Annotated in this window: 13 protein-coding genes; all 13 read left to right on the forward strand. The window is 44.0% G+C overall.

From position 1 onward, the window contains the following. Positions 1-250: 250 nt before the first annotated feature. The 13 genes from NBH14_RS27265 to NBH14_RS27325 all read left to right on the forward strand — a co-directional run bounded on the left by NBH14_RS27265 (position 251) and on the right by NBH14_RS27325 (position 25,025). Positions 251-1,246, forward strand: coding sequence for a FecR family protein (locus NBH14_RS27265; protein ID WP_186961907.1), 996 nt, complete (start codon positions 251-253; stop codon positions 1,244-1,246). Between the two features lie 158 nt (positions 1,247-1,404). Then, positions 1,405-4,707 (forward strand): SusC/RagA family TonB-linked outer membrane protein, encoded by a 3,303-nt coding sequence (locus NBH14_RS27270; RefSeq protein WP_250817926.1) that lies wholly within the window; start codon positions 1,405-1,407, stop codon positions 4,705-4,707. Positions 4,708-4,712: 5 nt separating this feature from the next. Next, entirely contained in the window at positions 4,713-6,155 is a 1,443-nt protein-coding gene (locus tag NBH14_RS27275; RefSeq protein WP_186961905.1) for a RagB/SusD family nutrient uptake outer membrane protein, read from the forward strand. 72 nt (positions 6,156-6,227) lie between these two features. Continuing rightward, complete coding sequence (locus NBH14_RS27280) at positions 6,228-7,691, forward strand: alpha-L-fucosidase (protein ID WP_186961904.1); 1,464 nt, start codon at positions 6,228-6,230, stop codon at positions 7,689-7,691. A gap of 373 nt (positions 7,692-8,064) precedes the next feature. Then, positions 8,065-9,897: a dihydroxy-acid dehydratase gene (gene ilvD, locus NBH14_RS27285; protein WP_186961903.1), complete on the forward strand. Its 1,833-nt coding sequence runs from the start codon at positions 8,065-8,067 to the stop codon at positions 9,895-9,897. A 26-nt stretch (positions 9,898-9,923) separates the two neighbouring features. Then, positions 9,924-11,624 carry a biosynthetic-type acetolactate synthase large subunit gene (gene ilvB / locus NBH14_RS27290; RefSeq protein ID WP_186961902.1) on the forward strand — a complete coding sequence of 567 codons (1,701 nt, stop codon included), beginning with the start codon at positions 9,924-9,926 and terminating at the stop codon, positions 11,622-11,624. 12 nt (positions 11,625-11,636) lie between these two features. Beyond that, positions 11,637-12,191 carry an acetolactate synthase small subunit gene (gene ilvN / locus NBH14_RS27295; protein ID WP_010802211.1) on the forward strand — a complete coding sequence of 185 codons (555 nt, stop codon included), beginning with the start codon at positions 11,637-11,639 and terminating at the stop codon, positions 12,189-12,191. A 36-nt stretch (positions 12,192-12,227) separates the two neighbouring features. Continuing rightward, entirely contained in the window at positions 12,228-12,959 is a 732-nt protein-coding gene (locus tag NBH14_RS27300) for an acyl-[acyl-carrier-protein] thioesterase (protein WP_128133935.1), read from the forward strand. 48 nt (positions 12,960-13,007) lie between these two features. Further along, positions 13,008-14,054 carry a ketol-acid reductoisomerase gene (gene ilvC / locus NBH14_RS27305; RefSeq protein WP_186961901.1) on the forward strand — a complete coding sequence of 349 codons (1,047 nt, stop codon included), beginning with the start codon at positions 13,008-13,010 and terminating at the stop codon, positions 14,052-14,054. 614 nt (positions 14,055-14,668) lie between these two features. After that, positions 14,669-17,989 carry a SusC/RagA family TonB-linked outer membrane protein gene (locus NBH14_RS27310; RefSeq protein ID WP_186961900.1) on the forward strand — a complete coding sequence of 1,107 codons (3,321 nt, stop codon included), beginning with the start codon at positions 14,669-14,671 and terminating at the stop codon, positions 17,987-17,989. 15 nt (positions 17,990-18,004) lie between these two features. Beyond that, positions 18,005-19,663 (forward strand): RagB/SusD family nutrient uptake outer membrane protein, encoded by a 1,659-nt coding sequence (locus NBH14_RS27315; protein ID WP_186961899.1) that lies wholly within the window; start codon positions 18,005-18,007, stop codon positions 19,661-19,663. A gap of 475 nt (positions 19,664-20,138) precedes the next feature. Beyond that, positions 20,139-23,417 (forward strand): SusC/RagA family TonB-linked outer membrane protein, encoded by a 3,279-nt coding sequence (locus NBH14_RS27320; RefSeq protein ID WP_250817928.1) that lies wholly within the window; start codon positions 20,139-20,141, stop codon positions 23,415-23,417. Positions 23,418-23,435: 18 nt separating this feature from the next. After that, a complete protein-coding gene (locus NBH14_RS27325; protein ID WP_128134150.1) occupies positions 23,436-25,025 on the forward strand; it encodes a RagB/SusD family nutrient uptake outer membrane protein in 1,590 nt (529 codons plus the stop codon). Positions 25,026-25,158: the final 133 nt, after the last annotated feature.

Consider the following 25,158-nt stretch of genomic DNA (forward strand, 5'->3'; position numbering starts at 1 on the left):
GCCTTCTACTACACGAAGGCGATAAATCTCATGACACATCAGATGATGCTCTCTCTCTTGATAATAATTCTTCTTTTTCATTGTTGATTCTTTAAAGAGTCAACCTTATTTACAAAAAGACACCTCCTAAGGAAATTAAGACAGGGTGTATGGCTGAAAAAAAAATATTCCGGCAATCATTGAAAAAAACTTCATTTTCGATTGTGTGTAATTCTCCGGTTAACCTACACCTTTATAAAGACGGAGATTTATGGAAGAAAACAACAATACGAAACAACTCATGCAGCTCTACTTCGGAAAGCACTTTTCCCGATATGGACGTATCTTGTTTGGGCGTTGGTTGAGGGCGGACGATGCAAAAACGGAGAAGGAAGAAATGTTGCAGGATTTGTGGGAGGAATCTCTGCCGGAGGTGACGGCATCCACCCATAGTGACTGGAAGGCTTTGCAAAGGAATCTTTCCGTGGTCCCCGTTCGTGAACGTTCGGTGCCATTCTATCGCCAGTGGCTGAAATATGCGGCCGTTATTCTCTTGATGATTATGACCGCCGGAACGACCTATTGGGCAACCGACCGTTTTAAACCGGTCCGTCATGTGGAAATGGCACAGATATTCGTCCCCTACGGAGAAAGTGAACGGGTGGTATTGCCCGACGGTTCGAAGGTGTGGGTAGATGCCGGTACGCTGTTGGTTTATCCGAAAGATTTTACCGATACCGATACACGAACGGTTTACCTGACCGGGCAAGCATCCTTCTCTGTCCGTAAGAATCCGGAGCAACCCTTTATTGTGAAGACGACTTACCTTGATGTTCAGGCGTTGGGTACTGTCTTTACCGTGGAGGCTTATCCGGGCGACTCCTGTTCCATGGCAACATTGGAGGAAGGAAGTGTACTGGTATCCGTCAGGAATGAGGACATTCAGCCGACCGTGCTAAAGCCTGACCAACAGTTGGTTTATTCGCATTCGGAACATACCGTGATGGTCCATTCTATCGACGCTTCCCTATATAATATGGAAAGAAACGGCTATCTGATATTTGAAAATATATCTTTCAGCCGTCTGATGGCCTCTTTGGAACGTAAGTTCAATGTGACGATTCATTATAATTCCCAGAAGTTTGCGGGAGAATATTATAATGTCAAATTCTCGCCGGATGAAAAGCTGGAAGATGTGCTGAACATTCTGCAACAACTGATTGGTATACACTATAAAATAAAAGGAAAGGTGGTATTTATAAACTAAAATATAGGAGTGAACAAATATGAACAAAAGAAAACCGGAAAGACAGAAAGTGCGAAAATCCCTCTTTCCGGAATTCGAAATCGAATCTTGAACATCATTGGATTGACGAGTAAATCGTCATGGTTTTATTAATATTCAATTTTCAAATGTACAAATATATGAAATTAACTAATCTAATACGTATAAATAACGGAAAAAGTGTATCCAGGCTGTTGTTTATTACAGCTTTATCTTCCATCAGTTTATTTTCTTATGCGCAACATCAACAAGTGCGCCTGACCGGAAGCAATGTAACACTGAAGACAGCCTTCAAACAAATCGAGCAACAGACCAAACTGTTTGTCGATTATAACACGCAGGAAGTGAACGATTCCCGCGTCCTGACAAAGTTACCAAAGAACAGTAATGTGAAAGAGGTTATGGAACAGTTGCTGGAAGGTTCCGGTTGTTCGATAACGTTCAGTAACGGACATATTATTATCAACAAGCAAGCCCGTACTGTTTCTTCAACGAAAAAGATATCAGGAGTTGTGAAGGATGAAACCGGTGAACCCGTTATTGGTGCGAATGTAGTCGTAAAAGGAACAACGAACGGGACAGTTACGGATATGAACGGACGGTATAGTCTGGAAGTCCCGGAAGGTGGTGTGTTGCAGATATCTTATATCGGTTACAACACGCAGGAAGTAAAAGTCGGAAGCGGAGATGTCGTTAATGTTTCACTTCGCGAGGATTCCGAAGCGTTGGATGAGGTTGTGGTTATCGGTTATGGTACGGTAAAGAAGAGCGACTTGACGGGAGCTGTCGGTTCCGTACAAATGAAGGACGTGAGCCAGGTGGGTATAACCAGTGCCGACCGTGCGTTGCAAGGACAAATAGCCGGTGTGCAGGTTAATGCCAGAACCGGTCAGCCGGGTGAATCAATGATGATTCGCGTCCGTGGAAGTAACTCCCTGGCAGGTGGTAACGAACCGCTTTATGTCATTGACGGTATGCCGGTAGAAAAGATGAATTCGGATATTAACCCGGAAGACATTCTGTCGATGGAAGTATTGAAAGATGCATCTTCTACGGCTATCTACGGTTCACGTGGTGCGAACGGTGTCGTTATGATTACGACGAAAAGAGGACGTACCGGCGATACGGTCCTGGAATATAATGGGTATGTCGGTGTTTCTTCTTTAAGAAAGAAACTGGATTTATTGGGAAAAGATGATTATATCGCCATGGTAAATGAAGTTTCCCAGAATGACGGGAACGGTATTGCCATCACACCGGAGCAAGCTGCTCTGCTGCCGAACAATGACTGGCAGGACCTGGCTTATCAGACAGCCTTGACGCATAGTCATCAGGTATCTGTTTCGGGCGGTACGGATAAAACGAAGTTGTACTCCTCTCTGAATTATATGAACCAGGAAGGTATTATCAAAGGTTCTGATTATAACCGTTTTGCTTTGCGTATCAATGGCGACCAGAAGCTGGCGAGAAATTTGTCGTTGAATGCCAGTATCGCTTATTCATACGGAACTCAGAATACAGCAAACAGTAGTGCGGATGGCTGGGGAGCGATTGCTTATACGGCAATGGTCATGGCTCCGATACAGGAAATAAGAGATGCCGATGGCAAGTACACCAATTTCTCGGGAACTCCCTGGGGAGGAACAAACCCTGTCGGTATGGCTGAATTGTACAAGAATAAAACCGTTAATTCCCGCTTACTGGCGAATATGTCGCTTATCTATGAGATTATTGACGGATTGACTTTTCGGGTGAATGCCGGTGCTGAGGTCAATGCGGGTAGTTCCGACCGGTACATTCCGATTGGCTTGTCTGCCGGAGGTAAATTGGATGGTGATGCATCTAAGTCAAAATCCAATTATTATACTATTATTAATGAGAATATTTTGACCTACGACAAGCGGTTCAATAAGAATCATGCATTGAACCTGATGGGTGGTGTTACTTTCCAGACCTATCAGTATAATGATTTGGGCGGCTCAGGTACAGGTTTTCTGCGCGATGTCTATGAAACGAATAATTTGGGAGTCGCTTCTACACCCGGAACTCCGTCTTCCGGTTACAGCGATTACCGGATGGCTTCTTTCCTGGGACGTGCCAATTATAACCTGATGGAAAGATATCTGTTGACTGTCACCGCACGATATGACGGTTCGTCTAAATTCAGTAAGAACCATAAATTCGCTTTCTTCCCTTCCGCTGCATTGGCCTGGCGTCTGTCGGAAGAGAATTTTATGAAAGATATTGATTGGCTGAGCAATCTGAAACTGCGTGCCAGTATCGGACAGACCGGTAATCAATCTATTAGCCCGTATCAGACTTTCGCCCGTCTGGGAACTTCCGGTCCTATTTTCGGTGATGGAAAAGATATTGGTTTCGGTTTGTCTTCTATGGCAAACGACGACTTGAAATGGGAAACAACTACACAAACGGATATAGGTGTCGATTTCGGATTCTTTTCCAACCGCCTGAATATCGGTTTTGACTATTATTGGAAACAAACGCGTGACTTGTTGTATAATGCGACTCTTCCCCCGTCTTCCGGATATTCTTCTATGTTGAGAAACTTAGGACGTATTGATAATAAAGGTTTTGAAATATCTATCAATACAATCAATATGAAAGGGAAAGTGAACTGGACGACTAATTTGAATATTACATCCAATAAATCAATCGTAAAAGATTTGGGTTCGGATGTGTATGGAAATAAGATTCAGCGGATAGATGCTCCTATCGGTGGCGGAAACTGGTTCCCTCTGTTTGTCGGTAAAGCTCCGTTCCAATTGTATGGCTACGAAATAGAAGGTATTTATCAGACGGATGAAGAAGCTCGTTTGAATGGCGAAGCAACCAAGAAGGCGGGTGATTACCGGTATAAAGATACGGACGGGAAAGCCGGTATTACAACAGGTGATAAAACAATTATTGCAAATACGCAACCTAAGTTTACTTTCGGTCTGACAAATATTATCAATTGGAATAACTTCGAGTTATCATTTCTGTTAATAGGTAGTGTTGGTGGTGATATCGTTAACGAATTTAATAAAAGTATCACTAATATCGGCGGCACATGGAATATCCGCAAAGATGTTTGGGAAAACCATTGGACTCCTGAAAATCCAAATGCCAAATATGCACGTGCATCTGTTGCGACCAAGGACTATCTGGCCTTCGGTGACCCGAGTTCGGTTTGGGTGGAAAACGGTTCGTATCTGCGATTCAAAGATATCAAACTGGCTTATACGTTGCCGTCTCAATGGTTCGCAGGTTCTCGTAAACCTAATATCTCGGTTTATCTGAGCGGACAGAATCTGATTACGATTACAAGCTATTCTCATTATGACCCGGAAGCATCCTGGACGTCTTCTGCCGTGAACGGATGGGACAGAGGGGTTTACCCGTCTGCGAAATCATTTACTTTGGGTTTACAGGTTAAATTTTAATACGTATGAAAAGAATGAAAACACTGATTAAAAATATATTGCTGGCTGTACCGGTTATTCTGTCTGCTTCTTGCTCCGATTGGCTGGAAGAAGACCCGAAAACGTTTATTTCTCCCTCTTCCTTTTATCAAACGGTAGAAGATTTTGATGGTGCTTTGAAAGGATTATATCCTCAGGGACAAAATCTGAATCTGACGGAAGTTTTTGCCGACTATAACGATAAGCCTGAATCGGCTGAACAGGTCGGGGATATCTGGGCAAATAATCCGGGATATGGTTTTTATGCCTTTAGAAATGCCTGGTCCGGCCCATACAGTACGATAAAGAATGCAAATATGATATTGGAGTCGATAGAAGATAAGGATTTTACTGCCGAAACCAAGAATCGTATTATCGGTGAGGCGAAATGTTTGCGTGCCTGGTCTTATTTTACATTGGTCCAGTTCTTTGGAGATGTCCCTTTGCGGGATAAAGTCGTGACCAGTGATGCCGACGTGGCAATAGACCGTACGCCGCAGGCTGATGTCTATCAGTTTATTTTTAACGATATTCTGGATGCGGAACAAAAACTTCCGGAAGAAGCGCAGGATATGGGACGTGTAAATAAATGGGTAGTAAAAGCGATTATGGCACGTATCTATCTGACTTCTGCCGGCTTCCCGATGAATCAGAAAGAAAATTATGCGAAAGCCAAAGAGAAAGCGCTTGAAGTAATCAACAGCGGTCAGTATTCTTTGATGCCTACATTCGATAAAGTCTTTAAGACGGAACGTTATACGGCTGAAACTATCTGGGCTCAGTTGTTCTCCGCTCCCGATAGCTATAGCGGTATGCATAATGAATCTTCACCGATTGGCAGCCAGACAGCCTTGTATCTTCCGACAGATGCTTTTATCGCCAGCTTCGATAAAGGTGATATGCGTAAAGAATGGGGAATTAAACCTGAATATGTAAATGCGAAAGGAAATAAAGTCATCGCGCGTACATATTATAATAAGTATATCAATGAAGAGTATCTGGAACAGGAACTGCCTGCTTCTAATACCAATATCCTGACCTGGCAGACTCAATTGATTCGTTTGGCTGAAATGTATCTGATTGCCGCCGAAGCTGAAAATGAGATAAACGGACCGGCCGGTGCTTATCAATATATCAATGCTATCCGTAAACGTGCCCGTGTCGACCAGAACGATCCGACAAACGTGCCTGACTTGAGCGGACTTTCTCAGGACCAGTTCCGTGAAGCCGTTCTGCTGGAACGTCAGCATGAATTGTATGAAGAAGGTTTTGCCTGGTACGATTTGAAACGTACCCAGACATTCGATAAGGTACAGAAAGCGCGTGGCAGCAGATTGAATGTCCCTATCGGTGCTTACAACAATACTTGGTTGATTCCTGATACCGAAATTCTGAATAATAACATACCTCAGAATCCGGATTACAGATAATTAATGTAGAATACATGAAGGGCCGGTCTGAGTTATTATTGGATTGGCCCTTCCTATATCCGTAAAATACGAATGAAAAAGCAATTTATTTATTTTTTGTCTTTGTTTGTTATGTGCCTGGCTGCTTGCAGTAATCCGGTTGATCCGACGGCATTGAACCTGGATCCGGCGAACATAAACCGGTTGATTCCTTTTCGTGGAGAACTGAATAATGGTGTGAAACAACTTTATCCGGAAGAACCTTATAAAGCATTCTGGGCGGAGAACTGGAAAAGCCCCGAGCAGTCAATTTCCTGGAAAGTCAATACGGATGGTGAAGACTATGTGGCTGAAATGATCGTTTCTGTCAACCGGATGGGAGATGGGGAAGAAACGGAATTGGTATTGTCCAATGGAACGGACAGTGTTATTTGCCGGATAAATACAACCGGATGGCAGCGTTGCCGGTTCCCCCGCCCTTTACATTTTAATAAGGGGACTTCCGTTTTATCTTTAAAGATTGGCAAACCCGGTAAGCAGGATGATTTTAATGTGTATCTGTATTCGTTGGAAGTCATCCGGCCGGAGACTTATGAGCGGCTGCGGACGGAAGCTACATCACTTCGCAGTAATACATCCTGGATGGCAGATTTGCCTTATGGCTTTTTTTTCCACTGGAATTCAAAGAGTATGCCCCAGTCAGGAGAGCCGTTAGCCTATGAGGATGCAGTCAATAACTTTGATGTGGAGCGTTTTGCACGAACCGTTTACGAATGTGGCGGGAAGTTGATATTTTTTACAACGTCGTGGGCGGAATATTATTTCCCGGCTCCGATACAGGCAATCGATTCTATTTTGCCGGGGCGTACCACAAAGAGAGATTTAGTGGCTGATTTATCTGATGCGTTGGGTAAATACGGCATTCGTCTGATTCTGTATTACCATGTCGGTCATGGAGATAAAGAATGGTGGGACAAGCAGCATTATACACGTGATAATGCAGGAGATTTGTTTACAAATGTGGAAAAGATAGTGGGAGAGATTAGCCAGCGGTATGGAAATCGTCTGGCCGGTTTGTGGATGGATGACGGTATCGGTTATTATCCTAACGGTGCCTCGTTTGAAAAGATTGCTAAAGCTGCCAAAAGTGGAAATAAGGAGTTGGCGATTTGTTTTAATTCCTGGATATTGCCGAAGCTGACGGACTTTCAGGATTATTATGCTGGAGAACTGGGTTTGTCTTTGGCCAGTGCCGGTGTTAACGATCCTTCTCTTCCGCTGGATGGGGACGGGTTGTTTCACGGCGGACCTCAGGATGGCTTACAGGCGACTTTTTCCGGAACATTGGAGCCGGGTGACTGGACGCACATTTATAAAGATTCCATTATCGGCGATCCGGTCCTTTCCGTTGACGAATTGACGCAGGTAGTGAAAGAATCTAACAAACGGAAAAATCTTCCGATGATTAATGTCCGGATTTATCAGGATGGAACGATTTCTCCGAAATCGTATGCTTTGTTGAAAGAATTGAACAATCGCATCAGTAAAGGAGAATGACCGGAAATTATCAAATATGAAGCGAATGGAGGCTCAGAAATAAGAATTCAATTGATTGAGGGCAGGTTCTCTGTTAAAATGCAAGATGAACCGCACTCTTTTATTGATAAATGAAAGAAAAAGTAAGATTTTTCTTTTAAATCCTTTGCTCGTACAAATTATTATTCTACATTTGCAGCGTCAAACAAAATAAAGACGATAAGAAAAGATGATGAACAATGTATTACATATTATTCTCGTGGTGGTCCTTCTAGTCATTAGTAGGTAAGGAGAAAGGTGTGTAAGAAGTTGTGAAGTCGTAAAAGATATTTCTTAAGCCTTTCTCCATATAGAGAAGGGCTTTTTTATTGACTAAAAGATAAAAACAGATATGATGAAGAATCCGTTAAGAAGCTCCTATAGCACAGAAGGCAGACGTATGGCCGGAGCCCGTGCATTATGGCGTGCCAACGGCATGAAAGAAGAACAGTTCGGTAAACCGATCATTGCCATTGTGAATTCATTTACCCAGTTTGTACCGGGCCATGTGCATCTGCACGAGATCGGACAGCAGGTAAAAGCGGAAATCGAAAAACTCGGTTGCTTTGCCGCTGAATTTAATACGATTGCTATTGATGACGGTATCGCTATGGGACACGACGGAATGCTTTATTCTCTGCCTTCCCGCGACATCATTGCTGACAGTGTGGAATATATGGTGAATGCGCATAAGGCTGATGCTATGGTTTGTATCAGTAACTGCGACAAGATTACTCCGGGTATGCTGATGGCCAGTATGCGTCTGAATATTCCGACAATCTTTGTGTCCGGCGGTCCGATGGAAGCCGGTAATCTGGACGGACGTGCACTCGATTTGATCGACGCCATGATTGAAGCGGCTGACGATTCTATCAGCGACGAACAAGTAGAAAAGGTGGAACGTTCCGCTTGCCCGACCTGCGGTTGCTGTTCCGGCATGTTCACGGCTAACTCTATGAACTGTCTGAACGAAGCGATTGGATTGGCTCTTCCCGGCAACGGAACAGTTGTTGCAACACATGCCAACCGTACCCGCCTGTTCAAAAAAGCGGCGAAGATGATTGTTGATAATGCCTTTAAATATTATCGTGACGGCGATGATTCCGTATTGCCTCGCAGTATTGCCACCCGGCAGGCTTTCCTGAATGCTATGTCGCTGGATATTGCCATGGGGGGATCAACGAATACAGTCCTTCACCTATTGGCCGTGGCTCATGAAGCGGAAGTCGATTTTACAATGAAAGATATCGATATGCTTTCACGCAAAACACCGGTTATCTGCAAAGTGGCTCCGAGTTGTTCTTATCATGTGGAAGATGTGAACCGTGCCGGAGGTATCATCGGTATCATGAATGAGCTGGTAAAAGCCGGTCTGGTGGACGGTTCCGTGAAACGTGCGGATGGTCTGACTTTGAATGAGGCTATCGACCAATACTGCATTACCTCTGTAAATGTAACGGAAGAAGCAATCAATATTTATAAAAGTGCTCCGGCCCACCGTTTCAACCTGGTGCTCGGATCGCAGGAAAGTTATTATAAAGAACTGGATACCGACCGTGCAACCGGATGTATCCGCGATGTGGAACATGCTTATGTGAAAGACGGCGGTCTGGCAGTTCTGTATGGAAATATCGCACAGGACGGTTGTGTGGTTAAAACAGCCGGGGTAGACGAAAGTATCTTCCGTTTTGCCGGTCCAGCCAAAGTATTCGATTCGCAGGATGCCGCTTGCGAAGGTATCCTGAAAGACAAAGTCGTCTCCGGCGATGTCGTCGTTATCACCTATGAAGGTCCTAAGGGTGGTCCGGGTATGCAGGAAATGTTGTATCCTACCTCTTATATAAAGAGTAAACACCTGGGTAAAGAATGTGCGCTAATCACAGACGGACGCTTCAGCGGTGGAACATCAGGTTTGTCAATCGGACATATTTCTCCCGAAGCGGCTGCCGGCGGAGAGATTGGCTTAGTGAAAGACGGCGATATTATCGAAATTAATATTCCCGAAAGAACCATACATGTAAAGGTGACAGACGAAGAACTGGCCAAACGCCGTGAAGCGGAAGAAGCCCGCGGAACAAAAGCCTTTACACCTCCTTTCCGCCAACGTACGGTATCGAAAGCACTGAAAGCATATGCAAAGATGGTTGCTTCGGCCGATAAGGGCGGTGTACGAATAGTAGAAGATTAATAAACACCAAATACTATATTTTAGAGATGGACAAACAAAAGATAACCGGTTCGGAAGCTTTGCTGAAAGCGCTGATCGCTGAAGGAGTAGATACTATCTTCGGTTATCCGGGTGGGCAGGCGATACCAATTTACGATAGTTTATACGATTACAGAGATCAGTTAAAACATATTCTGGTGCGCCACGAACAAGGTGCAACACATGCTGCACAGGGATATGCCCGTGTTTCCGGAAAAGTGGGAGTAACGGTGGTTACTTCGGGTCCCGGAGCAACCAATACCATCACAGGCATTGCCGATGCATTGATGGACAGTACGCCGATGGTGGTGATTGCCGGCCAGGTTCCGTCTCCGCTGCTTGGAACAGATGCTTTTCAAGAAGTCGATGTGATTGGTATCACACAGCCGATTACCAAATGGGCTTACCAGATACGCCGCCCGGAAGAAATTGCTTGGGCCGTTTCCCGTGCTTTCTATATCGCATCGACCGGTCGTCCGGGACCTGTGGTACTGGATCTGGCGAAAGATGCACAGGTGGGTTTGGTAGATTATGAGTATCAGAAAGTGGATTATGTTCGTAGTTACCAGCCTGAACCGGATATCAGGGGGGAGCGTATCGAGGCGGCTGCTTCATTGATAAATAATGCCAAAAAGCCATTCTGTCTGGTTGGGCAGGGGGTTATCCTGGGAGGAGCTGAAGAAGAACTGAAAGAATTCTTGTTGAAAAACGATATACCAGCCGGTTCTACCGTATTAGGCTTGTCTGCATTACCTTCGGACTTCCCATTAAATAAAGGTATGTTGGGGATGCATGGAAATGTCGGACCGAACCGCAAGACAAACGAATGTGACGTGCTGATTGCTATCGGTATGCGTTTCGATGACCGCGTAACCGGTGATCTGAAGACTTATGCCAAGCAGGCAAAGATTATCCACCTGGATATTGACAATTCGGAGATCGGAAAGAATGTGCCGGTCGACGTGAAAGTGCTGGGAAATGCCAAGCATACGATTCCGATGATTACGGCTTTACTGGAAGAACGGAAGCGTCCGGAATGGAATGCTGAATTCGAACCGGATGAAAAAGAGGAATATAATAAGGTAATAGAAAAAGAACTCCATCCTACCGAAGGCCAACTGAAAATGGGCGAAGTAGTCCGTAAGGTTTCCGAAGCAACCGATAATGATGCGATTCTGGTTACGGATGTAGGTCAGAACCAGATGATGGGTGTTCGCTATTTCAAATATAAACAAACACGCAGCGTAGTTACTTCAGGAGGTCTGGGGACGATGGGCTTTGGCCTTCCCGCCGCCATAGGAGCGAAGCTGGGAGCGCCTGACCGTACGGTCTGTTTCTTTACCGGCGACGGTGGTATCCAGATGACTATCCAGGAGTTGGGAACTATCATGCAGGAAAATCTGAATGTAAAGATCATCGTTCTTAACAACAATTTCCTGGGAATGGTACGCCAGTGGCAGGAGCTGTTCTTCAACGAACGGTATTCGAATACTATCATGAAGAATCCGGATTTTGTAGCGATAGCCAAGGCTTTTGGTATTGCTTCCCGTGCGGTAGATAAACGGGAAGACTTGGATGAGGCGATTGCTGAAATGTTGAATCACGACGGTGCCTATATGTTGGTTGCCAATGTGGAAACTTGTGGTATGGTATATCCGATGGTTCCGGCCGGAGGAAGCGTGACGAACATGATTTTGGGTGATAAGTAAGGAGGAGAAACTATGAATACAAAACAATTATATACCGTTATTATCTTTTCGGAAAATACTGTTGGTCTTCTGAATCAGATAACTGTTATCTTTACGCGCCGGCAACTAAACATTGAGACGCTATCTGTTTCTCCCTCTGCTATAAAGGGAATACATAAGTTTACAATTACTACCTTTGCCGACGAGGATACGATCGACAAGGTCGTAAAACAGATCGACAAGCGTGTGGATATCCTGAAAGCCTATTATAATACGGATGAAGACCTGGTTTATCAGGAAATCGCCCTTTATAAACTGAGTACCGAACTCTTTATCAAGATGGGGACGGTCGAGGATCTGATCCGTAAGTACAATGCCCGTATCCTTGAAATGAATGAGGATTGTGTGGTGTTGGAAAAGAGCGGTCATTATGATGAGACACAGGCTTTGTTTAAAGAATTGAGTGAGACGATCGGTGTCCTGCAATTTATCCGTTCCGGGCGCGTTGCCATAACGAAGAGTAAGGTAGAACGTCTGAGCGACATGTTATCTGCAATGGAAAAGAAGTTGCAGGAAAAACATGTCTGAGAACAACAAGGAAACATTTTGTAAATAAAATAAATTATGGAGAAGAACAAAGTAGGAGAATTTCATTTCGTAACAGAGTCTTATCTGATGGACTTCCGGGGACGTATCACAATCCCTATGATCGGCACATATTTGTTGCATGCTGCTTCTTGCCATGCCGCCGACCGTGGATTCGGATATAACGATATGACCGAAAGGCATACCGCCTGGGTTCTTTCCCGTCTGGCTATCGAGATGACTTCTTATCCTGCCATGTCTGAATCCGTAACTTTATATACCTGGGTGGATGAGGTCGGTAAGTTATTTACCAGCCGCTGCTTCGAACTGGTGAACGGCGAAGGCAAGACCTTTGGTTTTGCCCGCTCTATCTGGGCGGCTATCGATATGGAAACCCGTCGCCCGACCTTGCTTGATGTGGAGGGCCTGAGTGCTTATATCACCGACCGTCCCTGTCCGATTGAAAAACCGGGTAAAATTGCTCCGGTGGAAAACAACACCTCCGGCGAACCTTACCGTGTGAAGTACAGTGACTTGGACGTAAACGGCCACCTGAACAGTATCAAATACATGGAACATCTGCTCGACTTGTTCGATATCAGCCTGTTCCGCGAAAAAGAGATAAGCCGTTTCGAGATAGCTTATCAGTCCGAAGGAAAGTATGGGATGGAGCTGACTCTCCATAACCAGGAGATATCCCCGGACAAATACAACATGTCCATCTGTCACGACGGCAAAGCTATCAGCCGCGCCGCCGTTACCTGGATATAACAAAGTAAAGACAAATTATTTTATATACATTTTAATAGTAAAAAGAAAATGGCAGTAATGAATTTTGGCGGTGTTGACGAAAACGTAGTAACCCGCGAAGAATTTCCGTTGGAAAAGGCAAGAGAAGTATTGAAAGACGAAACAATCGCTGTAATAGGTTACGGCGTACAAGGTCCCGGCCAGAGCCTGAACCTGCGCGACAACGGTTTTAACGTAATTGTAGGACAACGTAAAGGTGGTAAGACCTGGGAAAAGGCCGTTGCTGACGGTTGGGTACCGGGCGAAACACTGTTCGATATCGAAGAAGCATGCGAAAAAGCAACTATCATCCAGTATCTGCTTTCAGATGCTGCTCAGATTGAAGTTTGGCCGCGCATCAAAAAATATCTGACTCCGGGTAAGGCTTTGTATTTCTCTCACGGATTCGGTATCACTTACAAAGAACGTACAAACATCATCCCTCCAGCTGATGTAGACGTAATTCTGGTTGCTCCGAAAGGTTCAGGTACTTCACTGCGCCGTATGTTCTTGCAGGGTCGTGGTCTGAACTCAAGCTACGCAATCTTCCAGGATGCAACAGGCAAAGCATGGGATCGTGTGGTTGCACTGGGTATCGGTGTCGGTTCTGGTTATCTGTTTGAAACAACATTCAAGAAAGAAGTGTATTCTGACTTGACTGGCGAACGTGGTACTTTGATGGGAGCTATCCAGGGATTACTGTTGGCTCAGTACGAAACTTTGCGTGAAAACGGTCACGAACCTTCTGAAGCATTCAATGAAACAGTAGAAGAACTGACTCAGTCATTGATGCCGTTGTTTGCAGAAAACGGTATGGACTGGATGTATGCTAACTGTTCAACAACTGCACAGCGTGGTGCTTTGGATTGGATGGGCCCGTTCCACGATGCTACAAAGCCTGTGTTCCAGAAACTGTATAGCGAAGTTGCCTGCGGTAACGAAGCACAGCGTTCTATTGACACAAACAGCAAACCTGACTATCGTGAAGGTCTGGAAAAAGAACTGGCTGCTCTTCGCGAAAGTGAAATGTGGCGTGCAGGTGCTGTTGTTCGTAAACTTCGTCCTGAAAACAACTAATAAATGGTGATACATTAATAGTTAAACATTTTGTGATATAGAAACGGCAATCCGGCTTTTCGGGTTGCCGTTTTTTTTATGAGTTTTTACATTTTGGGGAGGATTTAGCTGTGTAAGGAATCTTATCTGTCTTTGGAATTAGAAGTATTTAAATAATAGTAAAGTTACCATAGTCTTAGTAGAACTAATATGGTTTTCGGCTTCAAATATAGTAATGTTATTTAAATTCGGTATAAAAATATAGTTAAAATGTAATCTTGTCTAATTTTTAACATATTAACCTAAATCAACTGATGCATATACAATGATTTAAAATATAATATAATGATGTGTATTATATGAGTATATATCTTGAAATTTAATTATTAAAGCTATTTCAATCATATTCTATTACTATAAAAACTCCTCTCTAATGTTTAAATCGGTAAACAATAGCTTAGTTCTACTAAAACTATGGTGAATTATTAAGTGCTTAAACTAATGAATGAAAGTATGAATCCGGATTTTATGTATGACTAGTGAGGAGTATAAGCCTTGTAATGAAAGAGTTGATGCTTTGTGAGGGAGCATTAAACATAAAAAAGGTATGATTGTTTAATTTTTAAATTTAGCTTATGTTGACAAACTCGAGACTGGTTAAGGCTTTAGTTCTGGCTACTGTATTCGGTACAGGCGGGACTATCAATGCCGCTGTAATCCCCACCTCCGCAGGAGCGATGATTACACAGCAGAAAAACAAAGTTACAGGTGTAGTTGAAGATGAAATGGGCCCTATTGCGGGTGCTTCTATTTCAGTGAAGGGAACTTCCACCGGGACAATTACCGACATGGACGGTAAGTTTACACTGGATGGAATTCAAAAAGGTGCGGTACTTGTTGTCTCATTCGTAGGATTGGCTACGCAAGAGATTGTTTGGGACGGACAAAGTATTTTGAATGTAAAACTTGTTAGTGATACGCAGGATTTGGACGAAGTGGTTGTTGTTGCTTATGGTACGGCAAAGAAATCTTCATTTACAGGTTCAGCTTCTGTTGTAAAGTCCGAACAGTTGGAGAAAATCTCCGGTACGGGTTTCGCTGAAGCCCTTCAGGGGATGAGCGCCGGGGTGAATGTCACCAATAACGAAGGTAACCCGGGAGGTGAAACCCGTATCCAGATTCGTGGTATCAGCTCCATGTCAGGAAAGACCACTCCGCTGTACATTGTTGACGGTATGCCGTATGATGGTAGCCTAACGTCTATTTCTCCTTCTGATATTGAATCTATGACGGTTTTGAAAGATGCGGCAGCCTCTTCTCTTTATGGTTCCCGTGCAGCCAACGGCGTGGTTGTTATCACGACTAAAAAGGGGAAAGCCGGTAAACCAACCATCAATTTCAGAGGTGCCTGGGGTACTTCGGATAATGCTGTAAAGAATCCGACAAAAGCAGACCCGTATGAACAGATGACAAATACCTGGCGTGCAATCTACAACGACCAGTACTATGTAAATGGTATGGATAAACAGGCAGCCGGTGATTATGCTTCTTCAACACTTTTGCCGCATATGGTGAATCCGCGTGTAAATTCACAAGGAGAAACTGTTTATGTCACTCCGTTCAAATGGACTGGAGATGCTTCCAATTATGTATTGCACGATGGCAATGGTAATTGCTGGACAAATCCGAATCTGGAAATGGTTTGGGACGAAAGCGATTATGATTGGTATGGTGCCGTCTTCTCCCGAAAACTACGCCAGGATTATGGTATTGATGTTAGCGGTTCAACCAATGACGGTAAGACCAGCTACTATACTTCTATTTCTTATTTGAACGATAAAGGATATGCGAATAATCAGTATTACAAACGCTATTCTTTCCGTGCGAATGTAACTTCCGAATTGACAAAATGGTTGCAAATGGGCGGTAGTCTGGCATATAGCTACTCACGCCAGAATGTATCAGGTTCTAACCGTGCCTTGGTATTTTCAAATACCCTGAACTCTCCCTGGTTGAGAAATTCCGATAATACAGATTGGTATTATTCACAGAAAACAGGTGAGCGTATGTATGACTTTGGCGTAAACAGTTCCAACTTCTTCGGAGCACATGTTCTTCAGAATGGCGGTGATTATTGGAATAACCCGAATGATGAAGATTTCAACAATAATGAAGGAGGCATGTTGACTGCTCACTATTTTGCGGATTTCAAATTACCTTTTGATATTAAGTTCAAAACAAGTGTGAACCTGGATGATATCACCAAAAATGAATATCAGTATGGTTCGGCTGTTCATGGACAAGGCCAGCTGGAACCGTTTGGTGTGACTGTTATGACGAATGGCGGTTGGGCTTCACGCGCAAATTATAAAACGACTTCGGTAACATGGAACAACCTGCTGAGTTGGGATAAAACTTTCGGTGATCATAGTTTGAATATCCTGTTGGGCCACGAGTTGTATTCTTATAACCAGCAGTATAATTACGGTTATGGCGAAGGAATCATGCAGTTAGGTCAGTATGAATTGACTTCTACTACCAAAAACTGGGCTGTAGATTCTTACAGAAACCGTTATGCCCTGCTTTCATTCTTCGGAAAAGCCGATTATAATTTCCTGAATAAATATTATGTATCTGCTTCTTTCCGTCGCGACGGTTCTTCCCGCTTCAGTAAAGACAGCCGTTGGGGTAACTTCTTCTCGGTAGGTGCATCCTGGAGATTCTCGAAAGAGGCTTTCATGGAAGATATTAAATGGATCGATAATCTGGCATTACGCGGTAGTTTCGGTACGTCCGGTAATGATAAGTTGTATCCGCGTAACGAAAACGGTACACCGGGTGATGAAATTTTGTACGCATACCAGGGATACTATGACTCTGACGACATTTATGGAATGGCAGGCTATAAGCCGACAACCATCCCGACACCGAAGTTGAAATGGGAGCGTAATGAACAATATAATATCGCTGTGGATTTCAGTTTCCTGAGCAGAATCAGCGGTACGATTGAATACTATTCACGCAGTTCAAAAGACTTGTTGTATTATAAGAGTCTTCCTTTATCTTCACAGACAGGAGATGCTTCCGGTGTAAATACCAACCTGGGTAATGTTCGTAACAGTGGTGTGGAATTGACATTGAATGCTACTGCCATCAGGACTAACAACTTCCAGTGGAATATCGACTTTAACTTCTCTACATTAAAGAATGAAGTAACTTATCTGCCGGGTGGTTCTTATATTTATTCCAACCGTGGTTCGAGTTATAAGCTGGAAGAAGGGTATTCTTTGTTTGAATTCTTTATGGTTAAGAATGCCGGTGTAAATCCTGATAACGGAAATATGCAATATTGGGTACAGGATGGCAACGGTGGCTGGAAGAAAACAGAAAACTATTCGGATGTGACAACTGACGATTATCAATATTGCGGTTCTTCCATTCCTAAAGCATTCGGCTCGATTACCAATAACTTTAAGTACCGCGATTTTGATTTGTCTTTCATGTGGTATGCTTCTTTTGGTGCTAAGATGTGGGACTATGTTTATCAGGAACGTACAACAGTTCGTGACGGTGTCGGTATTATCCAGGATTTGGTGGATGGTGACGTTTGGATGCAACCGGGCGATAATGCCAAATTCCCGCGCTGGTCGGCTGTAGATTATTCCAATACACGTAAGAACTCTGATTTCTATCTGTTTGACAATGATTATCTGCGTTTGAGAAACCTTACATTCGGATATACATTGCCTAAGAATCTGACAAAGAAAATCGGTGTATCCAATGCCCGCGTATATTTGTCGGGTGACAACTTGTTGACTTTTGGTCCTGCTGCCAAGCGCCATTCAGAACCGGAAACAGGTGTGATGGGGAATAACTATAATGGTAATGCTGATACTGACAACGGTATCCAGGGTTCAAGAAGAGTATATATGTGTGGTATTCAAGTTTCATTTTAAAAACCGTATGTTCTTATGAAAAGTTTATATAAAACCGTAAAGATAATGTCATTGGCTGTACTAACTCTTTCCTTGAGTAACTGTACGGACGAATTGACTACAAATTCATCTACAGCGATTTCGGAAGAAACGATTCTTTCAAGCACGAACCAGTTAAACATGGTGCTTAACTCTGTTTACAAATATATTCTGATGGGTGATAATGGATCAGGAAGTCAGAATGATGCTTGTTATGCCGGTTTACCTGGTTATTGCATGTATTACGACCTGACCGGTGCCGATATTATGAGTACGACCAACTATGGCGGTTCTCCGGAAATGTGTTACCGGGCTGCTCCGGAACGTACGCAATCTACCGGCGATTATTCCAAAAGAATCTGGGTGAATATGTATAAGGCAATCAACCAGGCGAATATCATTCTGGATGCCCTGCCTGATGCAACCGGAGAAGATTCCGAAAAGAATGATTTGAAAGGGCAGTGTCTGGCAATCCGCGGTATCTGTTATTTTAATCTGATCATGAATTATCAGCAGACTTATGCAATTGCCAAGGACAAGCGAGGTGTTATTCTGCGGACATCGTCTTCCGATCCGGAATCGATGGGTTTCTCCACTGTTCAGCAATGCTATGACCAGATACTGAAAGATTTGAAGGAAGCCAAAACGTTGTTGGCCGGTTATGACAGAACTGATATGTGGAGGCTGAATGCGGATGTGGTTTCCGGTCAGTTGGCGCGTGTTTATCAGGTAATGGGAGATTGGTCGAATGCTTTGTCGGAGGCGAAATCCGTTTATGACAAATACAATACATTGATGACTGAAAACGAATGGTACAGCGGTTTTGATAATTTCCTGACCGATGGTTGTAAAGAAGTTATTTGGGGAGTAAAATACACGAACCTGACAAATATCAGTTCCAATACGGAGTTCAATTACTGGTATAACCAGGACCCTAGTTACGGGGAAGGTATGACGGACGGTCCTATTTACTGCTTTATCAACTTGCTGGTAGATGGAAAATATGTAGAATTGTTTGACGATGGTGATTATCGCGGTCGCAGATGTGATAAGACAACCGGTGTTACAGATGCAGATGTTAAAAACGTTATGTTCTGGCATCGTACAAACAACGGCGATAGCGAAACAAGAAGAAAATGGGCCTATAATAAATTCAAATATTATGGTGATGCCAACGGAGCCAAGCAAGGTAATACTTATCCGGAGCTTCCTTTGATGCGTGGTTCGGAAATGTTGCTTATCATGGCTGAAGCAGAAGCTAACCAGGGTAATACAGGAACTGCATTGTCTTATCTTACGACATTACAAAGTGCAAGAAATGTGGCAAACCTGACAACGACAACGTTTAAGGATGATTTACTGGAGGCTATCTATGTGGAACGTCGTAAAGAGCTTCTGGGTGAAGGTGTAACCGGTATGTATGATCTGCTTCGTCTGCAAAAACCGTTGTATCGTTATGGTTCAAGCAGTACGAATCCTGCCGGTCATTATTCGTGGGGTATGATGTATCTGGATAATTTCAATGCGTCGGACGCACAGCCTTACGGTTATCTGCCGTCTAACGATTATCGTTTTATCTGTCAGATCCCGCAGTTGGAGTTGGCTAACAACGAAGTGATCAGTAATGCTGATCAGAATCCGTTCAGCGGACAATAACAAGTCATTTCTATAAATAGTAGTAGGAGGGACACGTCTTTGTGATGTGTTCCTCTTTTTTTGTGATGTGTAATAGTTAAAAATGTTTGGGCTTATGGTTGTAGTCGATTTTTCTTCTCAATATGTATGTCATTGTTTGAGTGCAGGTTTTGTATATGCGCAGTAATTTCGCATGAGTTAAAATATATTTATTTGAGCAATAAATATACATAATTATGCAAGTATTAAATAATGATAAGTTATATTTGCTGAGGGAGATACTATAATTTGTAGAGAGGTAGTGTAGAGAAATGTTGTGTACAAATATCAGTGTATCTTCGTTTTATTGAACTTTATTTTGTTGAAATGTATACCTGTCACTTTTGTCGGAGAAAAGTGTAACCTCTAATGAAATGAACGCTATTGTGATTAATTTTATTTAATTAAAGACTTGAATTTAGCTATGTGGACCAACTCAAAACTAATTAGATCACTGATGATTTCTGTATTGTTGGGTGCGGCAGGTACGATTGCTGCCAATCCTACAGGTCCGGAAACGATGGTAGTACAACAGGGTAATAAGGTAACCGGCCTGGTAGAAGACCAGATGGGACCTGTCGCCGGAGCTTCTGTTGTAGTGAAAGGAACCACTATCGGTACGATAACCGATATCGATGGAAAGTTTACTCTGGATAATGTTCGGCGGGGAGCGACTATTGTGATCTCCTTCGTCGGTTTAGCCACACAGGAGATCACCTGGAACGGGCAATCTATTTTAAATGTAAAATTAAGTGATGCGACACAAGACCTGGATGAAGTCGTTGTCGTAGCCTATGGAACGGCTAAAAAGTCAACCTTCACCGGATCGGCCTCCGTTGTAAAAGCCGAAAAGTTCGAAAAGATTATGGGTTCCGGCTTTGCGGAAGCATTGCAGGGAATGAGTGCCGGTGTGAATGTAGTGAACGTACAAGGTAACCCCGGAGCCGATGCCCGCGTGGAGATCCGTGGTATTGCTTCCATGTCCGGAAAGGCAGATCCGTTATATATTGTGGACGGGATGCCTTATGATGGAAAACTGAATCAGATCAATCCTACGGACATCGAATCGATGACGGTGTTGAAGGATGCGGCGGCCACTTCGCTCTACGGTTCGCGTGCAGCAAACGGCGTCGTAATGATTACAACCAAGCGGGGTAAATCGGAAAAACCGCGTATTAATTTCCGCGGAGGTTGGGGTACTTCGGATAATGCTGTCAAGAATCCGAAAAAAGCCGATCCGTACCAGCAGCTGGAAAATACCTGGTATGCCTTGTATTATGACGCTCTCCTCTATGATGGCATGAATATGCAGCAGGCGGGCGATTATGCTTCGTCGCAGGCATTGACCAAACAGGTAAAGGCTACAAAAGATTCGAACGACAATCCGATCTATGTCACTCCGTTCAGACATATCAATGAAAATTACGTATTGCATGACGGCAATGGGAATCCTTACGTGAATCCTAATCTGGAATATGTCTGGGATGAAGATGATTGGGATGTTTACAAAGCTATCTTCTCCCGAAAACTACGCCAGGATTATAGTGTGGATATAAGTGGTCAGGCCAATGGTGGAAAAACAGCCTATTTCTTCTCCGGCGGTTATCTGGACGACCAGGGATATGGTAACCGGCAGTATTATAAACGTTATTCTTTCCGTACCAACCTGAGTACAGAGTTGTTCGATTGGTGGAAAGTGGCCGGTAGCCTTTCTTATTCGCGTCATCGCCAGAACCTTTCCGGTGGTGCCAGCCGTGCGGCTAACTTTACGACAACTTTGTCTTCACCCTGGTTACGTAATGAAGATAATACCGGTTGGGTCGTTTCCGAAAAAACAGGGGAACGGATGTACAGTTACGGTAAATATACCAATAACTTCTTTGGTGCCCATATCCTGAATAACTCGGGTGATTATTGGGATAATCCGAACGATGACAGTTTCGATAACAATATGGGGCATATCCTGTCTGCCCAGGTAAATACAGAGTTTACTCTGCCTTTCAACCTGAAATTCCGTTCGGCTTTGAATATTGACGATTACTGGTATCGTACCATGCAATATACTTCCGCCGTACATGGTAGCGGACAGACTGCACCTTATGGTATTTCTATACTGGCAGACGGTGGTTATGCCAGCCGTTATAATTTCAATAAACGTTCCACCACCTGGAATAATGTATTGTCAGGTGAATGGATGATCGGTGACCATACGATTTCAGGTTTGGTCGGACATGAGTGGTATACCTGGGATTCCCACTACGAACAAGGTTGGGGTGAAGGTATCATGGAACTGGGTAAATATGAATTATCGAATACCACCAAGAATTTCGGTGTTTCCGGCGGACGTGATAAATACTCTCTGCTTTCGTTCTTTGGTAAAGTCGATTATAACTTCTTGAATAAGTATTACTTGTCCGCTTCGCTTCGTGAGGATGGTTCTTCCCGTTTCAGCTCCGATCATCGCTGGGGTACATTCTGGTCGACTGGCGGTTCATGGCGAATATCGAAAGAAGGTTTTATGGAAGACCTGAAATGGATTGATAACTTGTCGTTGCGTGGAAGTTACGGTACGACCGGTAATGATAAGCTGATCGTGCGTGAATCGAATGGTAAGGCTGGAGATGAAGTCCTTTACGGATACCAGGGTACTTATGAAAGTGATGACCTGTATCTGAAATCCGGTTTAAAACCATCTACCTATCCGACACCGGACTTGAAGTGGGAAAGTAATCAGCAATGGAATATCGGTTTGGATTTCTCCGTATTCAACCGACTTAGCGGTACAGTGGAATATTATTCCCGTACTTCCCATGACTTGTTGTATTATAAGGAACTGCCTCTCTCTGCCCAGGTTGGTAGTGCATCCGGGTATAATATGAATATTGGTGACCTGCGTAATAGCGGAATTGAAATCACATTGAATGCGAATATCCTTACAACGAAAGATTTCAGATGGGATATCGATGCCAACATGAGTACGCTGAAAAATGAGGTGACTTATTTGCCTACAGGTCCTTATACCTATTCCGGTACGGCTTGTACCTACAAGATGGAGGAAGGCAAATCTCTGTATGAATTTATCGCTCCCCAGTACGACGGTGTTAACCCGGAAACCGGAGTACCCGGCTGGTTGATCCGCGATGGTAACGGCGGTTGGAAACGTACGGAAAAGCAGGAGGAAGTAACGACAGATGATTTTGTGTACTGTGGCTCCGCGATTCCCAAAGTGTTCGGTGCTATCACCAATAACTTCCAGTTCAAAGGGATCGACCTGTCATTCATGTTCTATTATTCTTATGGTTCCAAAATATCGGACTATACATATAAAGAACGTATCATGAACCGTCCGGGTGTCGGTGTGATACAGGAGTTGGTTGAGGACAGATGGCGTCAGCCGGGCGATGCGGATGTACTTATCCCACGTTGGTCGTACAACCAGTATGGTGCGACGGTAAAGTATGCCGATAACTTCGTATTCGACAACCATTACTGGCGTCTGAGAAACCTGACATTAGGTTATACGCTGCCTAAGAGCCTTACCCGCAAGGCCCTGGTAGAAAACCTGCGTGTTTACGTAACCGGTAATAACCTGTTGACTTTCGGTCCTGCCAAGAAACGCTACACAGACCCCGAAACAGGTATAATGGGTAACAGTTATAACGGTAATGCTGAAACCGATAACGGTATTCAGGGTTCGAGAAGACTGTATATGGTCGGTATTCAAATCACATTGTAAACGTAAAAAATGATATTTATGAAACGATTTATAAATATATCCTTCCTGTCCCTGGTTTTTGCTGGTATGGCCCTGACCGGATGTAACGACGACCTGACAACCAGCTCCTATGTGAAAGTAAACGATGAAGATGTACTGGGGAATGTCTCTCAGTTGGAAAAAGTATTGACTTCAGCTTATAAGCAGCTGTATTTTAATACCGATAAAGGCGACCGTGTGTATGCCGGCCTCCCCGGATTCCAGATGTATGTCGATGCGAGTGGTCCCGACGTGATCAGCCATACCAATATGGGAGGTGATCAGGTAACAGCATACCAGTATTCCAACTCAAAAACACAGGCTGACGGAAATGCCTCAAAAATCTGGTCGATGTGTTATAATGTGATCAACCGTGCCAATATCATCCTGACCAATGTGGATGCCGCCGCCGGTGATGAAACACAGAAAAAACATATCAAAGGTCAGGCGTTGGCAATGCGTGGAATCCAGTATTTCCATCTGATCCAGAATTACCAACAGACCTATGTGATAGCAAAAAGCAAGCGTGGCGTGATTCTGCGTACCTCTTCTGATGACGAATCCCATAAAGGTTTTTCTACCGTGGAGGAAATCTATACCCAGATTGTGTCCGACCTGACGACGGCTAAAACATTGCTTGCCGATTATAATCCGGACGATATGTGGCTGATCAACTCCAAAATATGTTCGGGAATCCTGGCCCGTGTTTACCTGGTCATGCAGAACTGGGATGGTGCCTACAACGAAGCTAAGATCGTTTACGACCAGCACAGCCAGTTGATGACCCGCGAACAATACCGTTCCGGTTTCGACGATATGATCTCCGGCAATTATGCGGAAGTGGTATGGGCCATGAAATATACAGCCGATAATAACCTGGGCGGTAGTACGCAGTTCAATTTCTGGTATAACCAGGATGCCAGCTACGGCGAGGGTTATGCCGACGGTCCTATCTATTCGTTCCTTGACTACTTCGTGGATGAGCAGTTTGTGAAACTGTTTGAAGAAAAAGAAGACCGTTACCAGTTCTGGAAACGTACGAACAATGCGAATACGGAAATCAATACAAAATGGGCTTTCGATAAGTATAAACACTATGGTGAAGACGGCGGAAGTGTTATCCAAAGCGCCACCCGTCCGGAAGTCTGCCTGATGCGCGGAGCCGAAATGCTGCTGATCATGGCCGAAGCTGCCGCCCAAAAAGGTAACTCCGGTGAGGCCCTGAATCTGCTGAACCGTTTGCAGGTGGCGCGTAATGCTACCCCGACAACCAATGCCGGCGGTGATGCGTTGTTGGAAGACATCTATGTGGAACGCCGCAAAGAATTGATCTGTGAAGGACAGGCAGGTTTCTATGACCTGGTGCGCCTGCAAAAGAGATTGGTCCGTATCGGTGAATCAACTACCAATCCTGCCGGTCATTACGTATGGGGCATGCAGTATCTGAATGGATATAATGCGCTCGATCCGCAACCGATAGGCACTTTGGAAGCGAATGATTATCGTTTCTTCTGCCAGATCCCTCAGATGGAAATCCTGAACAATGATGCGATCTCCGAATCGGATCAGAATCCTTGGAGCGGACAATAAGCAGATCATATGTCTTACCCTAGAAAAAGTTGACTTAATGAAAGTTAATTGATTATGGGTACTCGCACCTTTAAAGGTCGTAAAGTTTACGACACCGCTTTTAAATTCGCTGTTATTGAGGAGTATTTCTCTG

The sequence above is a fragment of the Parabacteroides caecihominis genome (assembly GCF_023656785.1).
Classification (GTDB): Bacteria; Bacteroidota; Bacteroidia; order Bacteroidales; family Tannerellaceae; genus Parabacteroides; species Parabacteroides segnis.

What these genes read in the sequence shown, in the direction of transcription:
- ilvD (WP_186961903.1), top strand. Translation starts at nt 8,065, where the DNA reads ATGAAGAATCCGTTAAGAAGCTCCTATAGCACAGAAGGCAGACGTATG.
- NBH14_RS27320 (WP_250817928.1), top strand. Translation starts at nt 20,139, where the DNA reads ATGATTTCTGTATTGTTGGGTGCGGCAGGTACGATTGCTGCCAATCCT.
- NBH14_RS27310 (WP_186961900.1), top strand. Translation starts at nt 14,669, where the DNA reads ATGTTGACAAACTCGAGACTGGTTAAGGCTTTAGTTCTGGCTACTGTA.
- NBH14_RS27300 (WP_128133935.1), top strand. Translation starts at nt 12,228, where the DNA reads ATGGAGAAGAACAAAGTAGGAGAATTTCATTTCGTAACAGAGTCTTAT.
- NBH14_RS27325 (WP_128134150.1), top strand. Translation starts at nt 23,436, where the DNA reads ATGAAACGATTTATAAATATATCCTTCCTGTCCCTGGTTTTTGCTGGT.
- ilvB (WP_186961902.1), top strand. Translation starts at nt 9,924, where the DNA reads ATGGACAAACAAAAGATAACCGGTTCGGAAGCTTTGCTGAAAGCGCTG.
- NBH14_RS27265 (WP_186961907.1), top strand. Translation starts at nt 251, where the DNA reads ATGGAAGAAAACAACAATACGAAACAACTCATGCAGCTCTACTTCGGA.
- NBH14_RS27315 (WP_186961899.1), top strand. Translation starts at nt 18,005, where the DNA reads ATGAAAAGTTTATATAAAACCGTAAAGATAATGTCATTGGCTGTACTA.
- ilvC (WP_186961901.1), top strand. Translation starts at nt 13,008, where the DNA reads ATGGCAGTAATGAATTTTGGCGGTGTTGACGAAAACGTAGTAACCCGC.
- NBH14_RS27280 (WP_186961904.1), top strand. Translation starts at nt 6,228, where the DNA reads ATGAAAAAGCAATTTATTTATTTTTTGTCTTTGTTTGTTATGTGCCTG.
- NBH14_RS27275 (WP_186961905.1), top strand. Translation starts at nt 4,713, where the DNA reads ATGAAAAGAATGAAAACACTGATTAAAAATATATTGCTGGCTGTACCG.
- ilvN (WP_010802211.1), top strand. Translation starts at nt 11,637, where the DNA reads ATGAATACAAAACAATTATATACCGTTATTATCTTTTCGGAAAATACT.
- NBH14_RS27270 (WP_250817926.1), top strand. Translation starts at nt 1,405, where the DNA reads ATGAAATTAACTAATCTAATACGTATAAATAACGGAAAAAGTGTATCC.